Genomic DNA, 18,312 nt, shown 5'->3' on the forward strand with positions numbered 1-18,312 from the left:
TACCGCTGACACTCAGCCGCTTGAATACGACGTAAAAAAAGGAGGCCACAAGCCTCCTTTTGAGTTTCCCCTTTCCCGTGTGCAACGCATCTGTCGCGCTGCTCTCCTGACGCCTCAAGCGTGGGGCGGGCGCGCAAGCCGACTCAGCAGCGCGTCGAGCTCACCAACCTCCCGGTCCCAGACGTCGCCGGGCACCGGCCCCAGCGCCATGAGTGCTGCCAGCACGCTGCGTGTCTCTTCGGCCTGGCTGCGCTCACCGCCCAGACCATCGTTCAAACGCTCGACCTGAATGGCCAGGCGAAGCGGCTCGTCTTCGGGTTTGACGCTGCCCAGCGCCAAAAGCGAGAGATGTACGCGAAGCCGTGCCACGCCCTCTTCGACGGTTCGACGGCTCTGCTCCGGAGCGCTGATCGCCGCGCATCGAGCGGCGTTGCGGCGCTGGTGCGCGTCCAAAAACGCTCCGGTCGGCGGGGTCGCGAGCACCTGCGCCGCCTCGACGGCGTCGTTTTGCTGCGCTTCAAACGCGCGCTGGTCCGCGCTCAGGTGGGCTTGAGTCAGCGGCATGAGCGCGTGCCACTGCGCGACGGTATCGGCCACTTCCAGGCGGCTCAACCGCTCGCGCCGGGCGCGCAGAATACCGCTCAGGCGGCGCTGCATGCCCTCGCTTCGCCGGTTGCGCGGCAGCGATTCGAGCTGCTGGGCGCGCTGGATAAACGCTTCGAGCGCTTGGGCCTCGCGGGCGTTTTCCGGCTGCCAGGCGTCCATTTCGTCGATCAGGGCCTGCATGGCGTCGAGCTTTTGCTGCGAGCGCGCCGACTGTTCGCTCTTGTGCGCGTCGCGCTGGGCAAACAGCTGATCGCAGGCCCCGCGAAAGTGCTTCCAAAGCGTTTGCTCCTCGCCCTTTGGGGCCCGGCCCAGGGTACGCCACTGCTGCTGAAGCGCCTTGGTGCGGGTGGTACGCTCGTGAATGGGGCGCTCGGTGGCATGCAAAAGCGCATTCACCTCGTCGATCAGCGCGCGCTTTTGCGCGGCGATCTGCTCGGCGCGCTGGTCGATCAGCGCCTGCAGCCGATGGCGCACCTTGCCAAAGCGCCGGCCGACCGTTTCCGAGGCTTCCCGCGGGATGGGCGTGTATTCGCGCCACTGATGCCGGGCGCGATCGCGAATTTCGCGCAGCACGTCCGGGTCGGCGTTGTCGGCGGGCTGCTCGCACAGGGTTTCGAGCTGCTCGCAAAGCGCTTCGCGGTGGCGAAGATTGGCCTGACGCGTCTGCTCGAGGGTTTCCCGCCAGGGCGCCAGGCGTTCGTGAATGCGCTCGGAGGCGGCGCGAAAGCGCGTTGAAAGCGCCCGGCTGGCCGCGGCGTCGCCAAGCTCCTTCCACTCCTTGACCAACTGGCGATGGCGGCGGTCCAGCGCCGCGTCCGCCATCGCCGGCGCCTCGGCCAGCGTCTCGATGCTCGAGGCGAGCTGCTCGCGCTTGGGCCCGGCGACGAAGCCGCGCCAGTCTCTAAGCTCCGCCAGCTGCGCGCCCAGCTGCTTCAACCGCGCCTTGAGGGGTTTGGCCTGGGCGCTGTTCAATGCGTCGATCGAGGGCTTGAGGCGTTGGTGAAGCCGGCTGGCGCTTTTGAACGCGCCGCGCTCGAGCATGTGCTCGAAACTGTCGAGCTCGGCGGTCAGCGCCTCGAGTGAAGGCGCTTTTTGTGTTTGCTCGCCGGCTGGCTGTTCCAGCGCCAGAAGTGCCTGGGCGCGCTGTAAAAGCGCTGGCTTGGAAAGGTCCTTGGGCCAGGCAACGCGTTTGACTCGATCCTCGAGTGTCGCGGGGTCGTGGTCGGCGAGTCCTCGCTCGACATCGGCCTGGTGCGTCTGCCAGCGCTGCCAGGCTTCTGTGACGCGCTCATACGCGGCAAGCGCCTGGGTGTAGCGCGCCTGGGTCGTCTCCGGCGGTGCGTGAAGATCCGACAGCGCCTGCCAGCGCTGGCCCAGCAGCTGGCGCTGGGCGCGCAGGCTGTCGATGTCCTGAAGTGTCACGGCCTCGGCGTGGACGAGCCCGTTCAGCGTCTCCTCCAGCCCGGCGAGCAGCTGATCACGAGTCGTTTCGATCTCTTCGCGGTGCACCTGGCGCTCCTGGCGCGCCTGCTCCTGGGTTTCGTGATCGTTCAAGGTCTTGCGCGCGCCGAGCAGCGCCTGATGAAAGCGCTCCTCTTCGCGGGGGCCGGGCGGATGGTCGAGCTTTCGCCACTCGCGCTCCAGATGACGAAGGCGGCCGCCGTAAAGCGGCTCCCAGGGCGCGCGGGCGTGCTGCTCAAGTTTTTCCAGCAGCTCTTCGCGGCGCGTCGTTTGCTGATCGAACCACTCGTTGTCGTGACGAAGCCGTGAGAGCTTTTCGCGCGCCAGGCGCATGACGTTGCGATCGCGGCGCGCCTGTTTCAACAGCGTCTTCAAACTCGCTTCGCTGTCGAGGCGCTCGGCGGCGCGCTTGCGCACGCTCGCCACACCGTTGTTGCAGGCCTGATAGATCAGATCCTCGTCATCAACGAGCCGCTCCAAAGCGGTCAGGCGAAGATCGAGGTTGTCGCCACGCAGCGCAATCTCATTGAGCAGTGCCGTGTTTGAAAGTGAGTCGACCAGCCGGCTGCGCGTATAAAGGTCGGTCTGGCCTTCCCGGCCGGTCAGGCGCTCGATCACGGCCTCGCGCCAGCCGGGAACGTGCTGGCGCTCGGGGAGCCGGCTGGTCAGCGTGTCGAGGTCCCCCAGCGCCAACAGGGCGGCCAGCTCAACGGTGGGGTCCGGGTCGTCGACCAGCGTTTTCAGCGCGTCGCGCTGATCGGGCTGCTGCGGGTCCAGCGTTTCGAGAGCCTGGCGGCGAATCTCGGCGTTGGGGTGCTGCCACCGAGGCGCGAACAAGCGTCTTAACAGTCCGTGCATGAATCTTCCTGCAAGAGGTGCATCGCGTGAAAAAAATCAGCCATCGGTGCTTTGGTAGTTGCAGTCACCGTCGCTGTCGCTTAGCTTTGCCAGTGGCAATGTGCGCTGGCCGCAAGAGGTGGGCGAGCCGTCGCATTCCAGCGCGTACCAGCGCTAAGTTTATCTTACCTGAACATGACATGGAGTTCGGCCATGAGCCTCAACGCCGATAGTGCCGACAACGCCTTTACCTTTAAAGGCGGCATGCTGCCCATGACCGTCATGGAGTTGAGCAGCGCCGACCCCGAGCAGATCAGGCGTCAACTGGCCGGCAAACTCTCCCAATCTCCCGCCTTCTTCCAGCATACACCGGTTGTGCTGGGCGTGGAAAAACTCGATGAGCCGCACCTGGCGCTGGAGCGTATCTGCGCGGTGTGTCGCGATCACAAGCTTTTGCCGGTCGCGGTGCGCGGCGGCCCTGAGCCGGTGCGCCAGTCGGCCTGGGCGCTGGGGCTTGGCTGGTTTGCGCCGGTCGAAGAGGGGCGCTCGCGGGCACTTGAAAGCGTCGAGCGCACCGATGCAGGATCTCATGAGACGGCTTCGGCCGAGGTCGAGCGCGAAACCCCGCACGAGCCGGTCGCGGTTGCCACGCGGCTTTTTCGCGGCACCGTGCGCTCGGGCCAGCAGGTTAGCGCCGCCGAAGGCGATCTGGTCGTGATCGGCGCGGTCAACGCCGGCGCCGAGGTGCTCGCGGCGGGCAGCATTCATGTTTATGGCGCGCTACGAGGGCGGGCGCTGGCGGGCATTCACGGCAATACCCACGCCGGCATTTATTGTCGCGAGCTCGAAGCGGAGCTTCTATCCGTGGCCGGCAACTACAAGCGCCTCGAGGACATCGACCCGAAGCTTTTGGGGCTGGCCGCGCAGGTGCACTTCAGTGAAGAACAGCTCGAGATCAAACGTCTGGCCTAGGGTGTGGCTGGTACGATTGACGTAGCGACGTGGCGGGCGCTTTTCGATAGAGTAGCGATACAGGCGACGTCACCGGATTGACACCGATATGTGCGTTGCGCGCGATGACGATAAGAAGAGGCGCCGCGCGATTCAACGACCTCTTAAAGGATATAACTCTTGGCCAAAATTATCGTAGTGACCTCAGGTAAAGGGGGGGTCGGTAAAACCACCAGCGCGGCGGCCATCGCCACCGGGCTTGCGCTGCGCGGCAAAAAGACCGTCGTCATCGATTTCGACGTGGGTCTGCGTAACCTGGATTTGATCATGGGCTGCGAGCGGCGCGTGGTGTACGACCTGGTCAACGTCATTCAGGGCGAGGCGGCGCTCAACCAGGCGCTGATTCGCGACAAGCGCGTGGAGAATCTGTTCATCCTGCCGGCGTCTCAAACCCGCGACAAGGACGCGCTGACTCAGGAAGGCGTGGAAGAGATACTCGAGCAGCTGCGCGGTGATTTCGACTTCGTGATCTGCGACTCACCCGCCGGCATCGAGCGCGGCGCGCAGCTCGCCATGTACTTCGCCGACGAGGCGGTGGTGGTGACCAACCCGGAAGTCTCCTCGGTGCGCGACTCCGACCGCATCCTCGGGCTTTTGGGCTCCAAGACCCGCCGCGCCGAGCAAAGCCAGGACCCGGTGCGCGAGCACCTTTTGATTACCCGCTATAACCCGTCGCGCGTCACCTCCGGCGATATGCTCACCCTGGAAGATATTCGCGAGATTCTCGCCATCAATCTGCTGGGGCTGATTCCGGAGTCCGAGGCGGTGCTGCGCGCCTCCAACCAGGGCGTGCCGGTCACCCATGACGGCGCCAGCGATGCAGGTCAAGCCTACGCCGACACCGTGTCGCGCCTGCTTGGTGAAGATGTGCCGCTGCGCTTTCACGAAGTACAACGCAGGAGTCTTCTGGGCCGCATGTTTGGAGGAGGTCGGCGATGAAACTGCTCGAATTCCTGAAGCGCGAGCGCAAGAAGTCCGCCTCGGTGGCCAAGGAGCGTTTGCAAATCATCGTAGCTCACCAGCGCAGCCAGCGCGGTCAGCCCGACTACATGCCGATGCTCGAGCGCGAGCTTTTGGAAGTGGTGCGCCGCTACGTCCACGTCGCCGACGATGCCATCCAGGTATCGCTCGATAGCGAAGACAACTGCTCGGTGCTCGAACTCAACGTGACCTTGCCGCGCGATTCTTGAGTGGTTGGTCGTGAGCGGTGAGCGGTGAAGGGCAAGGCGTGAGCGGTTGAGGGTAAGTCGTGAGTAACGGGCGGGCGTAAGCCGGGAGAACGGTGGAACTTTTGTGTTCACCGCCGTTGTTGTAGGGTGGCGGGATACGTCCACGGGAGTATCCGCACATGGCGCCAGCCAACGCCGCCCCTGCCAGTTTTCTTTGGCACGATTACGAAACTTTCGGCGCCGACCCGCGCCGCGACCGACCGGCGCAGTTCGCCGCGATCAGAACCGACGCCGACTTCAACGAAATCGGTGAGCCGGTCGAGATCTACTGCAAACCCGGTGACGATGCGCTGCCGCACCCGGCGGCCTGTTTGATCACCGGTATCACCCCGCAAAAGGCCCGGCGTCACGGCCTGCCCGAGGCCGAGTTCGCCGGGCGCATCCAGGCGCTGATGAGCGAACCCGGCACCTGCGTGGTGGGCTACAACAGCCTGCGCTTCGACGACGAAGTCTCGCGTCATCTGTTCTACCGTAACTTTCTCGACCCCTACGCCCGCGAGTGGCAAAACGGCAACTCCCGTTGGGATTTGATCGACGTGGTGCGCGCCTTCTACGCGCTGCGCCCCTCTGGCATCACCTGGCCCAAACGCGACGACGGCGCCCCGAGCTTCAGGCTCGAGGATCTGACCGCGGCCAACGGCATCGAGCACGCCGGCGCCCACGACGCCCTGGCGGACGTGCGCGCCACGATCAGTCTGGCGCGGCTTCTCAAAGCCCAGAACCCCAGACTGTTCGACTACCTGCTCGGTCTTCGCGGCAAGCGCGCCGTGGCCGCCCAGCTGGATGTCGCCAGCGCCAAACCGGTGCTGCACATTTCCAGGCGCTACCCGGCCAGCCGCGCCTGCAGCGCGCTGGTGATGCCGCTGGCCGAGCACCCCACCAACCCCAACGGCGTGATCGCGTTTGATTTGAGCGCTGATCCGAGTGCGCTTACTTCATTAAGCGTCGAGCAGATTCGTGAGCGGGTGTTCGTCAGCCATCAGGATCTGGCGGAAGGGGAGTCGCGCATTCCGCTCAAGGTGATCCACATCAACCGCTGCCCGGTGGTGTTTCCCGCCACCGCGCTCAAGGACGTCGAGGGGCCGAAAAAGGGCGAGTACGGCGATATCCAGGCGCGGCTGGGCATCGATGTCGACCAGTGCCGCGCCCACTGGAAGACGCTTCGCGATCAGGGCACGGTGATTGCCGAAAAGGTCGCCAGCGTGTTCAGTGCCGGCTTCGAGGACGGGCCCCAGGACCCGGATTTGATGCTCTACTCGGGCAGCTTCTTCTCGGGGGCGGATCGCCAGCAGATGGAGCGGGTGCGCGAGACGCCGGCCTGGGATCTAGTCGGGGCGCGCTTTGCCTTTCAGGATCCGCGGCTCGAGGAGATGCTGTTTCGCTTTCGCGCGCGCAACTACCCGGACACCCTGGAAGGCGAGGAGCGCGAGCAGTGGGAGGCGTTTCGCTGGGCGCGGTTGAACGACCCGGCGGTGTCCGGCTTTACGCTCAAGGCCTTCGCTCGGGAGATCGAGCGCTACAACCAGCAGAGCCTGACCGACTACCAGCGCCAGATTCTCGAAGAGGTGGTGATGTTCGTCGAAGCGATGCTGCCCGCCCAGGCGTTCGACGCCTGAGCGGGCGCGGCTCACACTAGCGCGCCGCGTCGTCCTGGGGGAAGGGGTCGAGCGTGGCGCGGTAGGCGGCCACGTCGCTTGGCGTGTCACCCGGATCGAAGCGCACCTCCAGCACGTGGGCCATCAGCGACGGCCAGCTGTCGCGTACATCATCAGCGCTGACCTTGAGCACCGCTTCGGCCATTTGCGCCTGGCGGTCGAAGCGCACCGGGTCCAGGGCGGTGGCCTGCCAGTAGCGGCTGGCCATGCTGGAAAGGCTCGTGTCGCGCTGCTCTAGCCGGCGCGCCACGGCCTGGCGGTGAGGTGCTAGCGCCTCGTCATCGAGGGTTTCCAGCGCCTCGGCGGCCTCTTCCAAAAAGCGTTCGATGCGTGCGGCGATGTCGTCGCTGTCGACGTCCGCCGACTGCACCAGAAAGGCGATCCCCGGCGCCTCGAGCAGCGGTGAGTAGCTGGCGTTGACGATATAGCCAAGCTGCTGCTCGGTGCGAAGCGCCTGGTAGAAATCGGTATCCAGCCACTGAGCGATGACTCTGAGCGTTGCCTGTTCGCGCTCGCTTTGATCGCGCCCCTGCACGTAGCGAAGCGCCAGCGACTCGTCTCGAGCGCTATCCGGACGCAGTATCGTATCTCCCTGCTTGACCGAGAGCGGCGTGAGTTCAATGATCTCATCGCGGGTCAGGCGCGGCGTCAGCGCGTTGCGAAGCGTCTCGGCCTCTTCCCGGGCCTGCGCCTTTGTCAGGTTACCCACCGCCATGGCGTCGACGTAAAGCCCACGCAAAAAGCGTTGGCGGAAGTCCTCCAGGTGGTGGCGGTCGAGGTGCTCGCTCGCCTCGAGCAGCGTGCGACTTCCCCACTGCGGAGACAACAGCGCCTCGCCCACCAAACGGCTGGCCTGACCATAGAGCGATGCTTGGGGGGCATTTTGCCACTCGCGCGTGAGCTGGCTGCGCACGCGCTCGAAGCTGTCCTCGGTGATCTCGGCGGTCTTGAGTTGCTCGATGGCCTGCTCGATGAACGGCGCCTGGCCGTCACGCCAGCCGGAAAACGCCAGCGTGATGCCACGCGCGTGCGGGTAGGCGCTGAAGGAGTGCCCGGCGAGCCAGGCCGGGTACAGCGCGCTACTGAGGCTGTCGTTGAGCCAGCCGGACAGCAGCCGCGTCAGCACCGCTTCCTCGGCGGAGTAGCTTGCGCTTGGGTGCTGCAGGCTGATCCGCCACTCCACGCTTGGCGTATTGAAGCGGCTGTCCTGCATGTGCCAGGCGGTGAAGGAGGGCGTCTGCATCAGCACGCCAGGCGCCTCGTCCTGGCCCGGCTCCAGCGTCAGGTCGCTGGCAATGAACGGGTTGGGCTGGGCAAGCGCAAGCCCGGACAGCGCCTGGCCTGTGGTGTCCGGCGCGTCGAGGCGCGCCCACCGGGTATCGAACCAGGGCGAGGCGGTGTCGCCCTCGACGCTTTGATCCGAGTAGACGCGAATCATGTTCTCCGGCGTCAGTGCCTCCAGGTAGGTTTGCTGCGCCGCGCTATCCATGCCGTCCATGCGGTAGGCAGCGTACTGCACGTCCTCCACCGGGTAGCGCGACAGGCTCATGGAAAGCCGGGTCGCCTCGCTTTGCGGGTCGCCGTGCTGCTGGAAGCGAAACGCCTGCTCGGCAAGGGCGGCCTGCTCGTCATAACGCCAGGTGTCGATGCCTTCGCGGCGAATCTCGTCGATGGCGGCGAAGAGTGTGGCCTGCACGTCCTCCAGCCGCTCGGTACCCTCCTTGGTCAGGCTGATCGAGACCGTGAACAGCGCGTGCTCGCCGTCGCCGCGCCCGACCCCGGCAGAGAGGCCAAGCGCCAGGCCCGCTTCGCGCAGTACGGCGAGCAGACTGCCTTCGCTTTCGTCGCCGAGCAGATGCGCGATGAGCTGCGCCGGCTTGGTGCGGTACTCGTCGACCGGGTCCGGCACGGGGAAGTAGAAGTTGACCCGGCGGCGATCCTCGAGCGACTGACGCTCGAGATACGTCGGAAGCTCGTCGCTCAGGACGAGCGGCGCGTCGATGGTCGGCGCCGAGAGGTCGTGGTCCGGGATGTCGGCAAAGCGCTCGGCGACCCATTCCTCCAGCGTATCCAGCGGCTGCGGGGCGACCACGGCCAGATTCATGACGTTGGCATCGTAGTGCTGGTGGTAGAACTCGATGATGCGATCGCGCAGTGAGGCTTCGCCTTCTGCGGGGCTGGCCAGGGTTTCGCGGCTGCCCACGGCGAAGCCGGTGGTGGCGTTGTCCGGGTTCAGCACCTGGTCGAGCACGTCGCTTTCGCGGCGGGCGTCATCGCGAATGCGCGCCATGTACTCGGAGTGGATGATGTTGCGCTCGCTTTCGAGCTGGTCGGCGTTAAACAGCGGCGAGAGAAAGAACGCGCTGAAGCGGTCGAGCGCGCCGGGCAGCGCCTCGGGGTCGACATCGAAGAAGTAGTTGGTGTCCTGCTGCGCGGTGAAGGCGTTGTGCGAGCCCGCGTTGTTGGCGATGTAGCTCTGGTAGGCGTCCGGCTCCGGGTAGGGTTCGGTGCCCAGAAACAGCATGTGCTCGAGAAAGTGGGCAAGGCCCAGAAGATCCTCCGGGTCCTGGGCGCTGCCAACGCGCACGTTCATCGATGCGGCGGCCTTGTCGGCGTCGGGGTCACTCACCAGTAGCGCCTGCAGACCGTTTTCCAGGGTCAGTACCCGGTAGTCGCGGGCATCGAAGGGGCTGGTGATGGGCGTGGAGGCCTTTGCGACCTGGGGCGGTTCGGCCCAGAGCATCGGCGCGTACAGGCACGTGCCGAGCAGCGCGCCGGTCAAGGCGTCACGCAGGGAGACGCGAGAAAAAGGGTCGCTTGGTAACATTGAAACTCCGTTGTCGAGATACGGCTAAGGGGCGCTCCACCGCAGCATGGGCCCCTGCGGATGGGCGCAGGCGGCCGACTGATTGGCGGGACTATTGACATGCTTTGATACCGGAAACGCGCCCAACAGTTCCAGCGGTGCCGGGGTCATCATCGCCTGAAGCGTCTCCGGCGGGCTTTCGGGGTCAAGCCAGGTCTCCAGCTGGGAGGCGTCGATGACCAGCGGCAGGCGGTCGGTCAGCGACGACAGACACACGTTGGCGGGCACGGTGATCAGCGCGGTAGAGTCGGTAAACGCCGTGAGCGTGGTGTGATAGCGACACCACAGCGCGCCGAGCAAAAGCGGCGCGCGGTCGGTGGCGGTGACCAGATAAGGCTGTTTACCGCCGTGACGCGGCTGCCACACGTAGAAGCCGGTGACGGGAATGACGCAGCGCCGGGCGTTGAAGGCTTCCTCGAACATCGGCCGGGCGGCGAGCGACTCCGCGCGGGCGCAGTGCGGGGCGTGGTCGAGCACCTTGAGCCAGGGCGGCGTCAGCCCCCAGAAAAGCGGCTCGTGGCGATAAACGCCCTGCACCATACGGATAGCCGAAATCGGCTGGCGCGGGGCCAGGTTGGGCGAGGTAATGAACGCGTCGTGCTGATCAAGCGATGGCACCATGCGCGAAAGCGAAAGGCGCTGCACGTGTAGGCGTCCCGTCATGCCGGCCTCCTTTGTCACCCGGGGATAAAACGCATTAGAGCCAGACGACAAGAATACGCTTAAAGTCGTCATATAGTATCGAAAACAGTGTTCGATGTGGGGTATCCTGTCTTATATTAACCCTTCCTCAAACTCAAGTGCGCTGAGGCTTTCGCCTTTTTGCATGATTTCAAGAGACCGCCATGGCCCGTCCCAGACAGCACGCGCCCGACACCCTTCATGCGCAGGTCATGCAGGCCTGCGATGAGTGGTTGGCCACGCGGCCGGTGCACGGCCTATCGCTGCGTGCGCTGGCCCGGGAGGTGGGGTGCGCGCCGAGTACGCTGCTCAAACTCTACGGCAGCTTCAACAATTTGCTCCAGCACGTCAACGTCGACACCCTGGCGCGGTTGCAGCAAACCATCGAAAGCCTTGCCGAGGACGAGCCCGAGCCCTGGCTTCGCGCGCTGGCCCACGCCTACTGGCGCTTCGCCGAGCAGGGCTGCTACCGCTGGCAGCTGTTGTTCGACTACCCCCTGGCCGAAGAGGGCGAACTCGACCAGCGCCAGAGCGATCTGATCGAGGCGCTCTTTACCCAGGTAGAGTCATCGCTCACCCGCTATCAGCCGGCGCTGGACGACCAGGAGGCGCGGCGACTCGGGCGCACTCTGTGGGGCAGCGTGCATGGGCTAGTGCAGCTTGGCCTGAACGAGCGGTTGGGCTACTGGCAGGGCCAGCAGCTCAAGGTCGACGAGCTGCTCGATCAGCTGATGAGCACGGTGCTGGCCGGGCTTCGCGCTCAGGGAACTGATGGTGAAGGAGTGGGCGCTCAAGGGCGGGGTGCATGAAACGACTGGTCAAACCGGTGCGCTTCGTGCTGCGCCACGCCATTTATATCACCATGCGCGCAAGCTATCGGCTGCGCGTTCATGGCCGCGAGCACCTGCCCGCCAGGGGCGCAGCGCTGGTGGTGTGTAATCACGTAAGCTTCATGGATGCACTGGTGCTGGGCGGCGCGAGCCCCCGGCCGCTGCGCTTCGTCATGGATCAGCCGATCTATGACTCGCCCTGGCTCAAGTGGTGGTTTTTGTTGGTGGGCGCGATTCCGGTCGAGTCCGAGCGGCGTACCCCGGCCGGGCTCCGGCGTACGCTTGGAAAGATCAGCGAAGCGCTGCGCGACGGCGAAGTCGTGATGATTTTTCCCGAAGGGCGGCTAACGCCGGACGGTGAGGTACAGGCATTTCGTCGCGGGCTCGAAACGATGCTCTCGCGAGACAACGTGCCGGTCGTGCCCGCCGGGCTTGCCGGGCTCTGGGGCTCCTGGGCGTCGCGCTGCAATGGCCCCGCTTTCAAAAAGTGGCCGAGGCGTTTTCGCGCGCGGGTACAGGTCACCTTCGGCCCGCCGATCTTGGCTCAGGAGGCCCAGAACACCGCCCTTCGTCACTACCTGCAGGCGCGCGTCGTAGCGCTGAAGGCTGCCGGCGAGCAGGATATCGCCCGCCGCGAACAGGCGGGCGAGAAGAGCGTGCAGTCGCGCAACAAGTAGTCTTGCAAAAAAGTCGCGTCAGCCGGTAGCGCTGGGTCGTCGGCCGGGCGTACCTAGCGACGCTGCAGGCGCATCAGCGGCCAGCAGCGTGCCGAGGTGATCAGGTTGTCGCGAATCTCCAGAATCTCCATGCGCGTGCCGCCAATCTGCAGCGACGCGGGGCCTTCCGGAAACGCTTCCAGATGCTCGAGAATCAGCCCGTTGAGCGTCTTGGGGCCGTCGGTGGGGAGCTGCCAACCGAGCATCTTGTTGATCTCGCGAATGTTGGCGGTGCCTTCGATCACGTGGCTGCCATCGTCCTGCTGGTGAATCTCCTCGTCCTCGGAGACGTCGGTGGTGAACTCGCCGACGATCTCCTCGAGAATGTCCTCCAGCGTCACCAGCCCTTCCACATCGCCGTACTCATCGACCACGATGCCGATGCGCCGCTTCTGCTTTTGAAAGTTCAAAAGCTGCGTATGAAGCGGGGTCGATTCCGGAATGAAGTAGGGCTCGCGCGCCTCCTGCACCACCGCCGCCTTGGTCACTTCCTCCTTGGAGAGAAAGCGCGCGGCGTTGCGCAGGTGCAGCATGCCGATGATGTTGTTGATATCGCCCTTGTAGACCGGAAGCCTGGTGTGCTGGCTGGTGCGAATCTGGGCGAGAATCTCCTCCAGCGAGTCGTCGAGATCAATGCCCAGCACCTCGTGGCGCGGCACCATGATGTCGTTCACCGTGACGTTCTCGAGATCGAGAATCGACAGGAGCATGGCGCGGTGGCGATAGGGAATGAGCGTGCCCGCCTCGTGGACCACGGTGCGCAGCTCGTCGCGGGTCAGGCTGTCGCCGCCGTTTTCCACGCTTTTGACACCCACCAGCCGTAAAAGCCCGTTCGAGACCGCATTGACCAGCCATACCAGCGGGTACAGAAGCTTTAAAAGCGGCTCCAGCGCCATCGAGGAGGGGTAGGCGATGCGCTCGGGTTTGATCGCCGCGTAGGTTTTGGGCGTCACCTCGGAGAAGATCAAAATGGTGATGGTCAAAAGCGCGGTGGAGATGGCCGGGCCCGAGACGTCGCCGAAGAAGTGAATGGCGATGATGGTGGCGATCGAGGCGGCCAGGTTGTTGACGAAGTTGTTGCCGATCAGGATGACACCGATCAGCCGGTCCGGGCGAGTCAGAAGACGCATGACCCGTTTGGCGCGGCGGTCGCCGCTGCCGGCCTGGTGGCTGAGTCGATAGCGGTTGATCGACATCATGCCCGTTTCAGAACTCGAGAAGAAGGCAGATAGCAGTATCAACAAGGCCAGCAGGCCAAACAGTAATCCCAGTGGGAAATCGTCACTCAAGTCGAAGGTTCCTTTGTGGCGTATCAAACTCGTTGTAAAAGGGTGGGGGGTGGCTGTCAAGCGCACCCCCATCGGCACTAGCGCGCGAGAATGATTTCCAGCACGAATTTACTGCCAAAATAGGCCAGCACCAGCAGCAAACAGCCGCCCAGCGTCCAGCGCACGGCGCGCATGCCGCGCCAGCCAAAGCGGTGGCGCCCGACCAAAAGAGTGGTGAAGATCACCCAGGCCGCGATCGACAGCACCGTCTTGTGCATCAGATGCTGGGCGAAGAAGTTGTCCAGAAAGATCAGGCCGCTGGCGATCGACAGCGTCAACAGCAAAACGCCGGCCCAGACCAGCTCGAACAACACGCGCTCCATGGTGGTCAGCGGCGGCAGCGACTGCACGATGCCGCGAATGTGGTGATGCCGGAGCGCCTGGTTTTGAAGCCCGACCAGCACCGCCTGCACCGCCGCGATGGCCAGCACCGCAAACGCCAGCGCCGAGCTTGCCGCGTGCAGCAAAATGCCCGGCGTAAGCCCGGTGTGGCTGCCCTGGTTGGGTAGCCAGGTGGCGAAGATCAGCGCCACCCCGGCGAGCGGAAACAGTGCGATGGCGGCGTTCAACACCGGCTTGAAGAGGCTGGCGATCAGCACCACGTTCACCGCCACGGCCATCAACAGTGTGACGCTGGTGGTAAAGCCGGGCAAAAGCCCCGGCGCTTCCCGAAGCAGCATCACCACCACAGGGATATGCAGCAGAAGCCCGATAGCGCCCAGAAGGCGCACCATGCCCCGGCGCGGTGGCACGCGGCGAACCAGAGTCATGCCCTGCCAGATGGCCGCGGCGATATAGAGTACGAAAGCGATGGTCGCGAAAGGCAGCGCCTGCATGATGCTATCCGTGCGCATGTTGCGCATAAGTGATGAGGAAACGACGCGAGAACGTGGTCGAGAACGTGGTCATGAGCGATGGCCACGAGCGACCAAAGAGCCTAGAGACTAGCGTCTACTATAACCAATCGTAAAGCGTCGCACAGCAGCGCAACGCGAAGAGCCATAGAGACTCACGCGCTGAGCGCGTATAATCGAGCCAACACACGTCCGGCGGCGTCTACGCCCGGCGACAGCGACAAAGGCAGAGGCCCCATGTTCCAGAATTTGAGCGAGCGTCTTTCCCAGACGCTGAAGTCGATCAAGGGTCAGGCGCGCCTGACCGATGACAACATCAAGGAAACGCTTCGCGAGGTGCGAAAGGCCTTGCTCGAGGCGGACGTGGCGCTTCCCGTCGTCAAGGCGTTCATCGAGCGTGTGCGCGAGCGCGCCGTCGGCCAGGAAGTGTCCAAAAGCCTTTCGCCGGGCCAGCAGTTCGTCAAGATCGTCCAGCAGGAGCTCGAGGCGATCATGGGCGAGGCCAACGAAGGCCTTAGCCTGAAAGGCTCGCCGTCGGTCGTGCTGATGGCCGGTTTGCAGGGCGCCGGTAAGACGACCTCGGTCGCCAAGCTCGCCCGCTATCTGCGCGAGCGTGAGAAGAAAAAGGTGCTGGTGGTGTCGGCGGACGTTTACCGCCCGGCGGCGATCGACCAGCTCGAAACGCTAGCGAAAGAGGTCGAGGTCGACTTCTTCCCGTCGAGTTCGGATCAAAAGCCGGTCGATATCGCCAACGCCGCGATCAAGCACGCCAAAATCCAGTTCCATGACGTGGTGCTGGTGGATACCGCCGGGCGTCTGGCCATCGACGAAGCGATGATGGCGGAGATTCAGGCGCTTCACAAAGCGATCACGCCAAGCGAGACGCTGTTCGTCGTCGACGCCATGACCGGCCAGGACGCGGTCAACACCGCCAAGGCCTTCCACGAAGCGCTGCCGCTGACCGGCGTGATCCTGACCAAGGCCGACGGTGACGCCCGCGGCGGTGCCGCGCTGTCCGTGCGTCACATCACTGGCAAGCCGATCAAGTTCATGGGTGTGGGCGAGAAGGTCGATGCGCTCGAGCCGTTCCACCCGGACCGCGTCGCCTCGCGCATCCTCGGCATGGGCGACATGCTCTCGCTGATCGAGGAAGCCGAGCGCACCGTCGATAAGGACAAGGCCGCCCAGCTCGCCAAAAAAGTGAAAAAGGGCGACGGCTTCGATCTCGAGGACTTCCGCGAACAGCTCCAGCAGCTCAAGAAGATGGGCGGCATGGGCGGGCTTCTCGGCAAGCTCCCCGGCATGGGCCAGATGGCCGAAATGGCTCAGGGCCCGGGTCCGGAAAAGGAGATGGGCAAGCTCGAGGCGCTGATCAACTCCATGACGCCCAGGGAGCGGCGCTCGCCGGACATCATCAATGGCTCGCGCAAGCGGCGCATCGCCGCTGGGGCGGGGCTGGACGTACCGGCGCTTAACCGCCTGCTCAAGCAGCACAAGCAGATGCAGAAGATGATGAAGAAAGCCGGCAAGAAGGGCGGCATGCAGAAGATGATGCGCGGCATGTCCGGCATGATGGGCGGCGGTGGCCCGGGCGGGCCCGGCGGCCCCGGTGGAATGGGCGGCATGGGTGGCCCCGGCGGCATGCCCTGGCGCTAGGCTAAAGCGTCTGGCCCCTGACCCCCAACCCCAGAGCGAATGACGAGAGCGCCCGCCGGTGATCCGGCGGGCGCTCTTGCGTTGGGGTATCGCTTACGCGCGCAGGTGGCGCCGGTACACGCTCACGCCCTGCGGCCCCCAGTGATGGAGGGGGTAGCTGAAGGGCACCGGCTGCGGGCTCGGCGCCTCGATACTGCCCGGGGTCAGGTGGTACTCGAACGCCGGGCTACCCGCCACCCCCACGTGGTGCGCGCCCCAGTCGGTATGAAACGGCTGATGGATGTGACCACACAGAATCCTCACGGAGCGACCCGCCAGCAGTTCGGCGAACCGCTCGCACCCCTCGATCAGACTGAACGTATCCCAGTGCGGGTGGCCGGTCTGAACCGGCGGGTGGTGCATGACGATCACCGTCGTCCCCTTGCTTGAGGCGAGCTCGCCTTCCAGCCAGTTCAAACGCTCGGCGCAAAGTGCCCCGTGGGGCGCCCCCGGCACCACCGTGTCCAGGCCCAAAAGCGTCACGCCGGGAAGCGCCACCCGCGCATTCAGAAACGGCCCCGGCACCAGCCCCGTCAGCCGGCTGCCGAGCCCCTCGCGCATCGCGCCGCGCCGGTCGTGGTTGCCGGGCACCGCCAGTATCGGCATTGAGAGAGGGGCGAGCAGCACATTCAGCCGCCGGTAGTCCTCTGGCGTGCCGCCGTCGGCCAGATCGCCGCTAATCGCGACGATGTCCGGGCGGGGGGCGAGGGCGGCGATATCCGCCACCAGCGCTTCGAGCACGCGCGCGATATCGCCGCGCGCCTCGCCGGTCTCGGAGCGTTCGGTGAAAAGATGAAAGTCAGAAAGGTGGGCGATCAGCATGAAGTAAAGACTCGGGTAGGCACCGGCCTAGCGGCCGATGCGGGACAGCACGTCCGCCTTGAGAAAACGCTCGATGACGAGCATGAAGCCGATGGACGGAATCAGCAGAATCAGCGCGGTGATGGCGGCCACCTGATAGTTCCCGCCCATCGAGGCGTTGAACATCAGAAGTGGCAGCGTGGTGATTTCCGGCGCGCCGACGAAGAACGTGCCGGTGAATTCGTCGACGCTGTCCAGAAACACGAAGATCGATGCGGCGAGCAGCCCCGGCAGGGCCTGGGGCAGCGTCACATCGAAAAACGCGCGCAGCGGTGAAGCCCCCAGGTTGCGCGCCGACTCCTCCAGCGAGCGATCCACCGCCGAGAACGCGGCGGTCGCGATCCACACCGCGTAGACCAGCCCCGGCAGCGAGTGCACCAGCACCACGCCGATCAGCGTGCCGTTTAGCCCGAGCTGGTGAAAGATCGCCGCGATGTTGACGAAGATCGGCAGGTTGGGAAACGCCTGGGGCAGCAAAAATAGCAGCATGATGGCGTGGCGCCCGGGCAGCGCCAGCCGCGCCAGGGCGTAGCCCGCCGGTACCGCCAGCGCCATGGAGAGCGCCACCGCGGAGAACGCGACCAGCACGGTATTGAACAGTGAGCTCCAGGCGCCGGCGCGGGGGCGAAAGACCCGCGCCCAGAAATCGAAGCCCCACTGGGTGGGCAGCGTGTGGGGGTAGAACCACTGCTCGGCGAAGGCCCAGAGCCCGAGATTCAAAAGTGGGCCGAAGACGACGAAGGCTAAAAGCCCGAGCGCAAGCCCAAGGCTCAGCTGTGAAACGAGACGCGAGGCGTTCATTGGCGGGCCTCCCGGGCAAGCGTCAGACGTAGATAGATCCAGGCGGTCACGGCGGTCAGCGCATAGGAGAAGAGCCCCAGGGCGTTGGCCACGCCGTAGTCGCCGTAGTAGGTAATGCGGTGCGCCATCATCGAGGTCATCATGGTGGGGTTGCCGGACAGCAGCATCATCGGCACCGACAGTACCGAGAGCATCGCCACCAGCGAGAGAATCAGCCCGACCCAGAGCGTCGGCGCGGCCTGGGGCAGCACGATCTGAAACAAGCAGCGCAGCCGCCCGGCGCCCAGATTGCGCGCCGCCTCGCTGTGGCTCTGATCGATGGCCGCCATCGCGCCGGCCAGCAGCAGGGTGACGAAAGGAATCTGCTTCCAGGCGAAGGTCACGATCAATCCGCGCCAGTCCAGAAAGCTCTGTGCGCTCTGGGCGCTCATGAGCCCGGCCTCGATCAGCGCGGTGTTCATCATGCCGTTGGTGGAAAGAAACGAGCGCGACAGCTGCCCGGCCACCACGAAGGGGATGAACAGCGGCCAGCGATAGAGCCAGCGCAGGGCGCGCACCGCCCAGGGCGTGGCGCCGAGCGTCAGGTAGCCCGCGATGGCGACCGAGCAGGCCGCGATGAGCGCCAGCGCCCCCAGGCTTACGCCGATGGAAAACGCCACGTCGCGCCCGTAGAGCGTGAGCGCGCGCGTCAGATGATCGAAGGTGAGCCCGCTTTCATCGGTAAAGGCGCTCGCCAGCGAGCGCACCAGCGGCAGCGCATATAGCAGCACCACCGCGGTCATGGCCGGAAACACCAGCAGCAGCCCGAGGCTCGGTACCAGGCGCCGTCGCGGCGGCGTGCAGGATGTGGCAAGAGAGGACGAAGTCATGAGGGTCGCTCG

The 18,312-nt window shown here is 64.9% G+C and carries 15 protein-coding genes; 7 read left to right on the top strand and 8 right to left on the bottom strand.

The genetic code is table 11. The annotated features are described in order from the left end of the window. Positions 1–114 precede the first annotated feature (114 nt). Entirely contained in the window at positions 115–2,925 is a 2,811-nt protein-coding gene (locus RN347_RS02335) for a DUF349 domain-containing protein (protein ID WP_311959868.1), read from the bottom strand. A gap of 192 nt (positions 2,926–3,117) precedes the next feature. Here RN347_RS02335 and minC point away from each other — a divergent pair, with 192 nt between their 5' ends. The 4 genes from minC to sbcB all read left to right on the top strand — a co-directional run bounded on the left by minC (position 3,118) and on the right by sbcB (position 6,760). Continuing rightward, on the top strand, positions 3,118–3,876 hold the full coding sequence (gene minC / locus RN347_RS02340; protein WP_263585236.1) for a septum site-determining protein MinC: 759 nt from the start codon (positions 3,118–3,120) through the stop codon (positions 3,874–3,876). Positions 3,877–4,035: 159 nt separating this feature from the next. Beyond that, complete coding sequence (gene minD / locus RN347_RS02345) at positions 4,036–4,854, top strand: septum site-determining protein MinD (protein ID WP_263585235.1); 819 nt, start codon at positions 4,036–4,038, stop codon at positions 4,852–4,854. Continuing rightward, positions 4,851–5,105 carry a cell division topological specificity factor MinE gene (minE, locus tag RN347_RS02350; protein WP_252109457.1) on the top strand — a complete coding sequence of 85 codons (255 nt, stop codon included), beginning with the start codon at positions 4,851–4,853 and terminating at the stop codon, positions 5,103–5,105. The genes minD and minE overlap by 4 nt, the downstream gene beginning before the upstream one ends. Positions 5,106–5,263: 158 nt before the next feature. Beyond that, positions 5,264–6,760: an exodeoxyribonuclease I gene (gene sbcB / locus RN347_RS02355; RefSeq protein ID WP_263585234.1), complete on the top strand. Its 1,497-nt coding sequence runs from the start codon at positions 5,264–5,266 to the stop codon at positions 6,758–6,760. Between the two features lie 16 nt (positions 6,761–6,776). Here the strand turns inward: sbcB and RN347_RS02360 are convergent, their stop codons facing one another. Both RN347_RS02360 and RN347_RS02365 read right to left on the bottom strand, forming a co-directional pair. Next, complete coding sequence (locus tag RN347_RS02360) at positions 6,777–9,626, bottom strand: insulinase family protein (RefSeq protein ID WP_311959878.1); 2,850 nt, start codon at positions 9,624–9,626, stop codon at positions 6,777–6,779. Between the two features lie 24 nt (positions 9,627–9,650). Further along, on the bottom strand, positions 9,651–10,328 hold the full coding sequence (locus tag RN347_RS02365; RefSeq protein ID WP_311959881.1) for an SOS response-associated peptidase: 678 nt from the start codon (positions 10,326–10,328) through the stop codon (positions 9,651–9,653). Positions 10,329–10,510: 182 nt separating this feature from the next. Here RN347_RS02365 and RN347_RS02370 point away from each other — a divergent pair, with 182 nt between their 5' ends. Both RN347_RS02370 and RN347_RS02375 read left to right on the top strand, forming a co-directional pair. Beyond that, the gene (locus tag RN347_RS02370; protein WP_263585231.1) at positions 10,511–11,155 is read left to right on the top strand and encodes a TetR/AcrR family transcriptional regulator; all 645 of its coding nucleotides are present in this window, start codon (positions 10,511–10,513) and stop codon (positions 11,153–11,155) included. Further along, positions 11,152–11,853: a 1-acyl-sn-glycerol-3-phosphate acyltransferase gene (locus RN347_RS02375; protein ID WP_311959886.1), complete on the top strand. Its 702-nt coding sequence runs from the start codon at positions 11,152–11,154 to the stop codon at positions 11,851–11,853. Before RN347_RS02370 ends, RN347_RS02375 begins: the two co-directional genes overlap by 4 nt. A gap of 53 nt (positions 11,854–11,906) precedes the next feature. Here RN347_RS02375 and RN347_RS02380 read toward each other — a convergent pair whose 3' ends face one another. Together RN347_RS02380 and RN347_RS02385 are read right to left on the bottom strand one after the other, a co-directional pair. Further along, positions 11,907–13,181: an HlyC/CorC family transporter gene (locus RN347_RS02380; RefSeq protein ID WP_263585229.1), complete on the bottom strand. Its 1,275-nt coding sequence runs from the start codon at positions 13,179–13,181 to the stop codon at positions 11,907–11,909. A 77-nt stretch (positions 13,182–13,258) separates the two neighbouring features. Next, positions 13,259–14,056 (bottom strand): inner membrane protein YpjD, encoded by a 798-nt coding sequence (locus RN347_RS02385; protein ID WP_263585228.1) that lies wholly within the window; start codon positions 14,054–14,056, stop codon positions 13,259–13,261. A 255-nt stretch (positions 14,057–14,311) separates the two neighbouring features. Between RN347_RS02385 and ffh the strand changes: the two genes are divergently transcribed. Beyond that, positions 14,312–15,730 (top strand): signal recognition particle protein, encoded by a 1,419-nt coding sequence (ffh, locus tag RN347_RS02390; RefSeq protein ID WP_263585227.1) that lies wholly within the window; start codon positions 14,312–14,314, stop codon positions 15,728–15,730. Between the two features lie 93 nt (positions 15,731–15,823). Here the strand turns inward: ffh and RN347_RS02395 are convergent, their stop codons facing one another. Genes RN347_RS02395 through RN347_RS02405 form a run of 3 tightly spaced genes read right to left on the bottom strand, consistent with a single transcriptional unit; the run spans position 15,824 to position 18,300 of the window. Next, entirely contained in the window at positions 15,824–16,591 is a 768-nt protein-coding gene (locus tag RN347_RS02395) for a metallophosphoesterase (RefSeq protein ID WP_311959890.1), read from the bottom strand. A gap of 27 nt (positions 16,592–16,618) precedes the next feature. Further along, positions 16,619–17,431: an ABC transporter permease gene (locus tag RN347_RS02400; protein ID WP_263585225.1), complete on the bottom strand. Its 813-nt coding sequence runs from the start codon at positions 17,429–17,431 to the stop codon at positions 16,619–16,621. Then, positions 17,428–18,300 (bottom strand): sugar ABC transporter permease, encoded by an 873-nt coding sequence (locus RN347_RS02405; protein WP_311959895.1) that lies wholly within the window; start codon positions 18,298–18,300, stop codon positions 17,428–17,430. Before RN347_RS02405 ends, RN347_RS02400 begins: the two co-directional genes overlap by 4 nt. Positions 18,301–18,312: the final 12 nt, after the last annotated feature.

It is taken from the genome of Halomonas sp. PAMB 3264 (assembly GCF_031954245.1).
Taxonomy (GTDB): domain Bacteria; phylum Pseudomonadota; class Gammaproteobacteria; order Pseudomonadales; family Halomonadaceae; genus Vreelandella.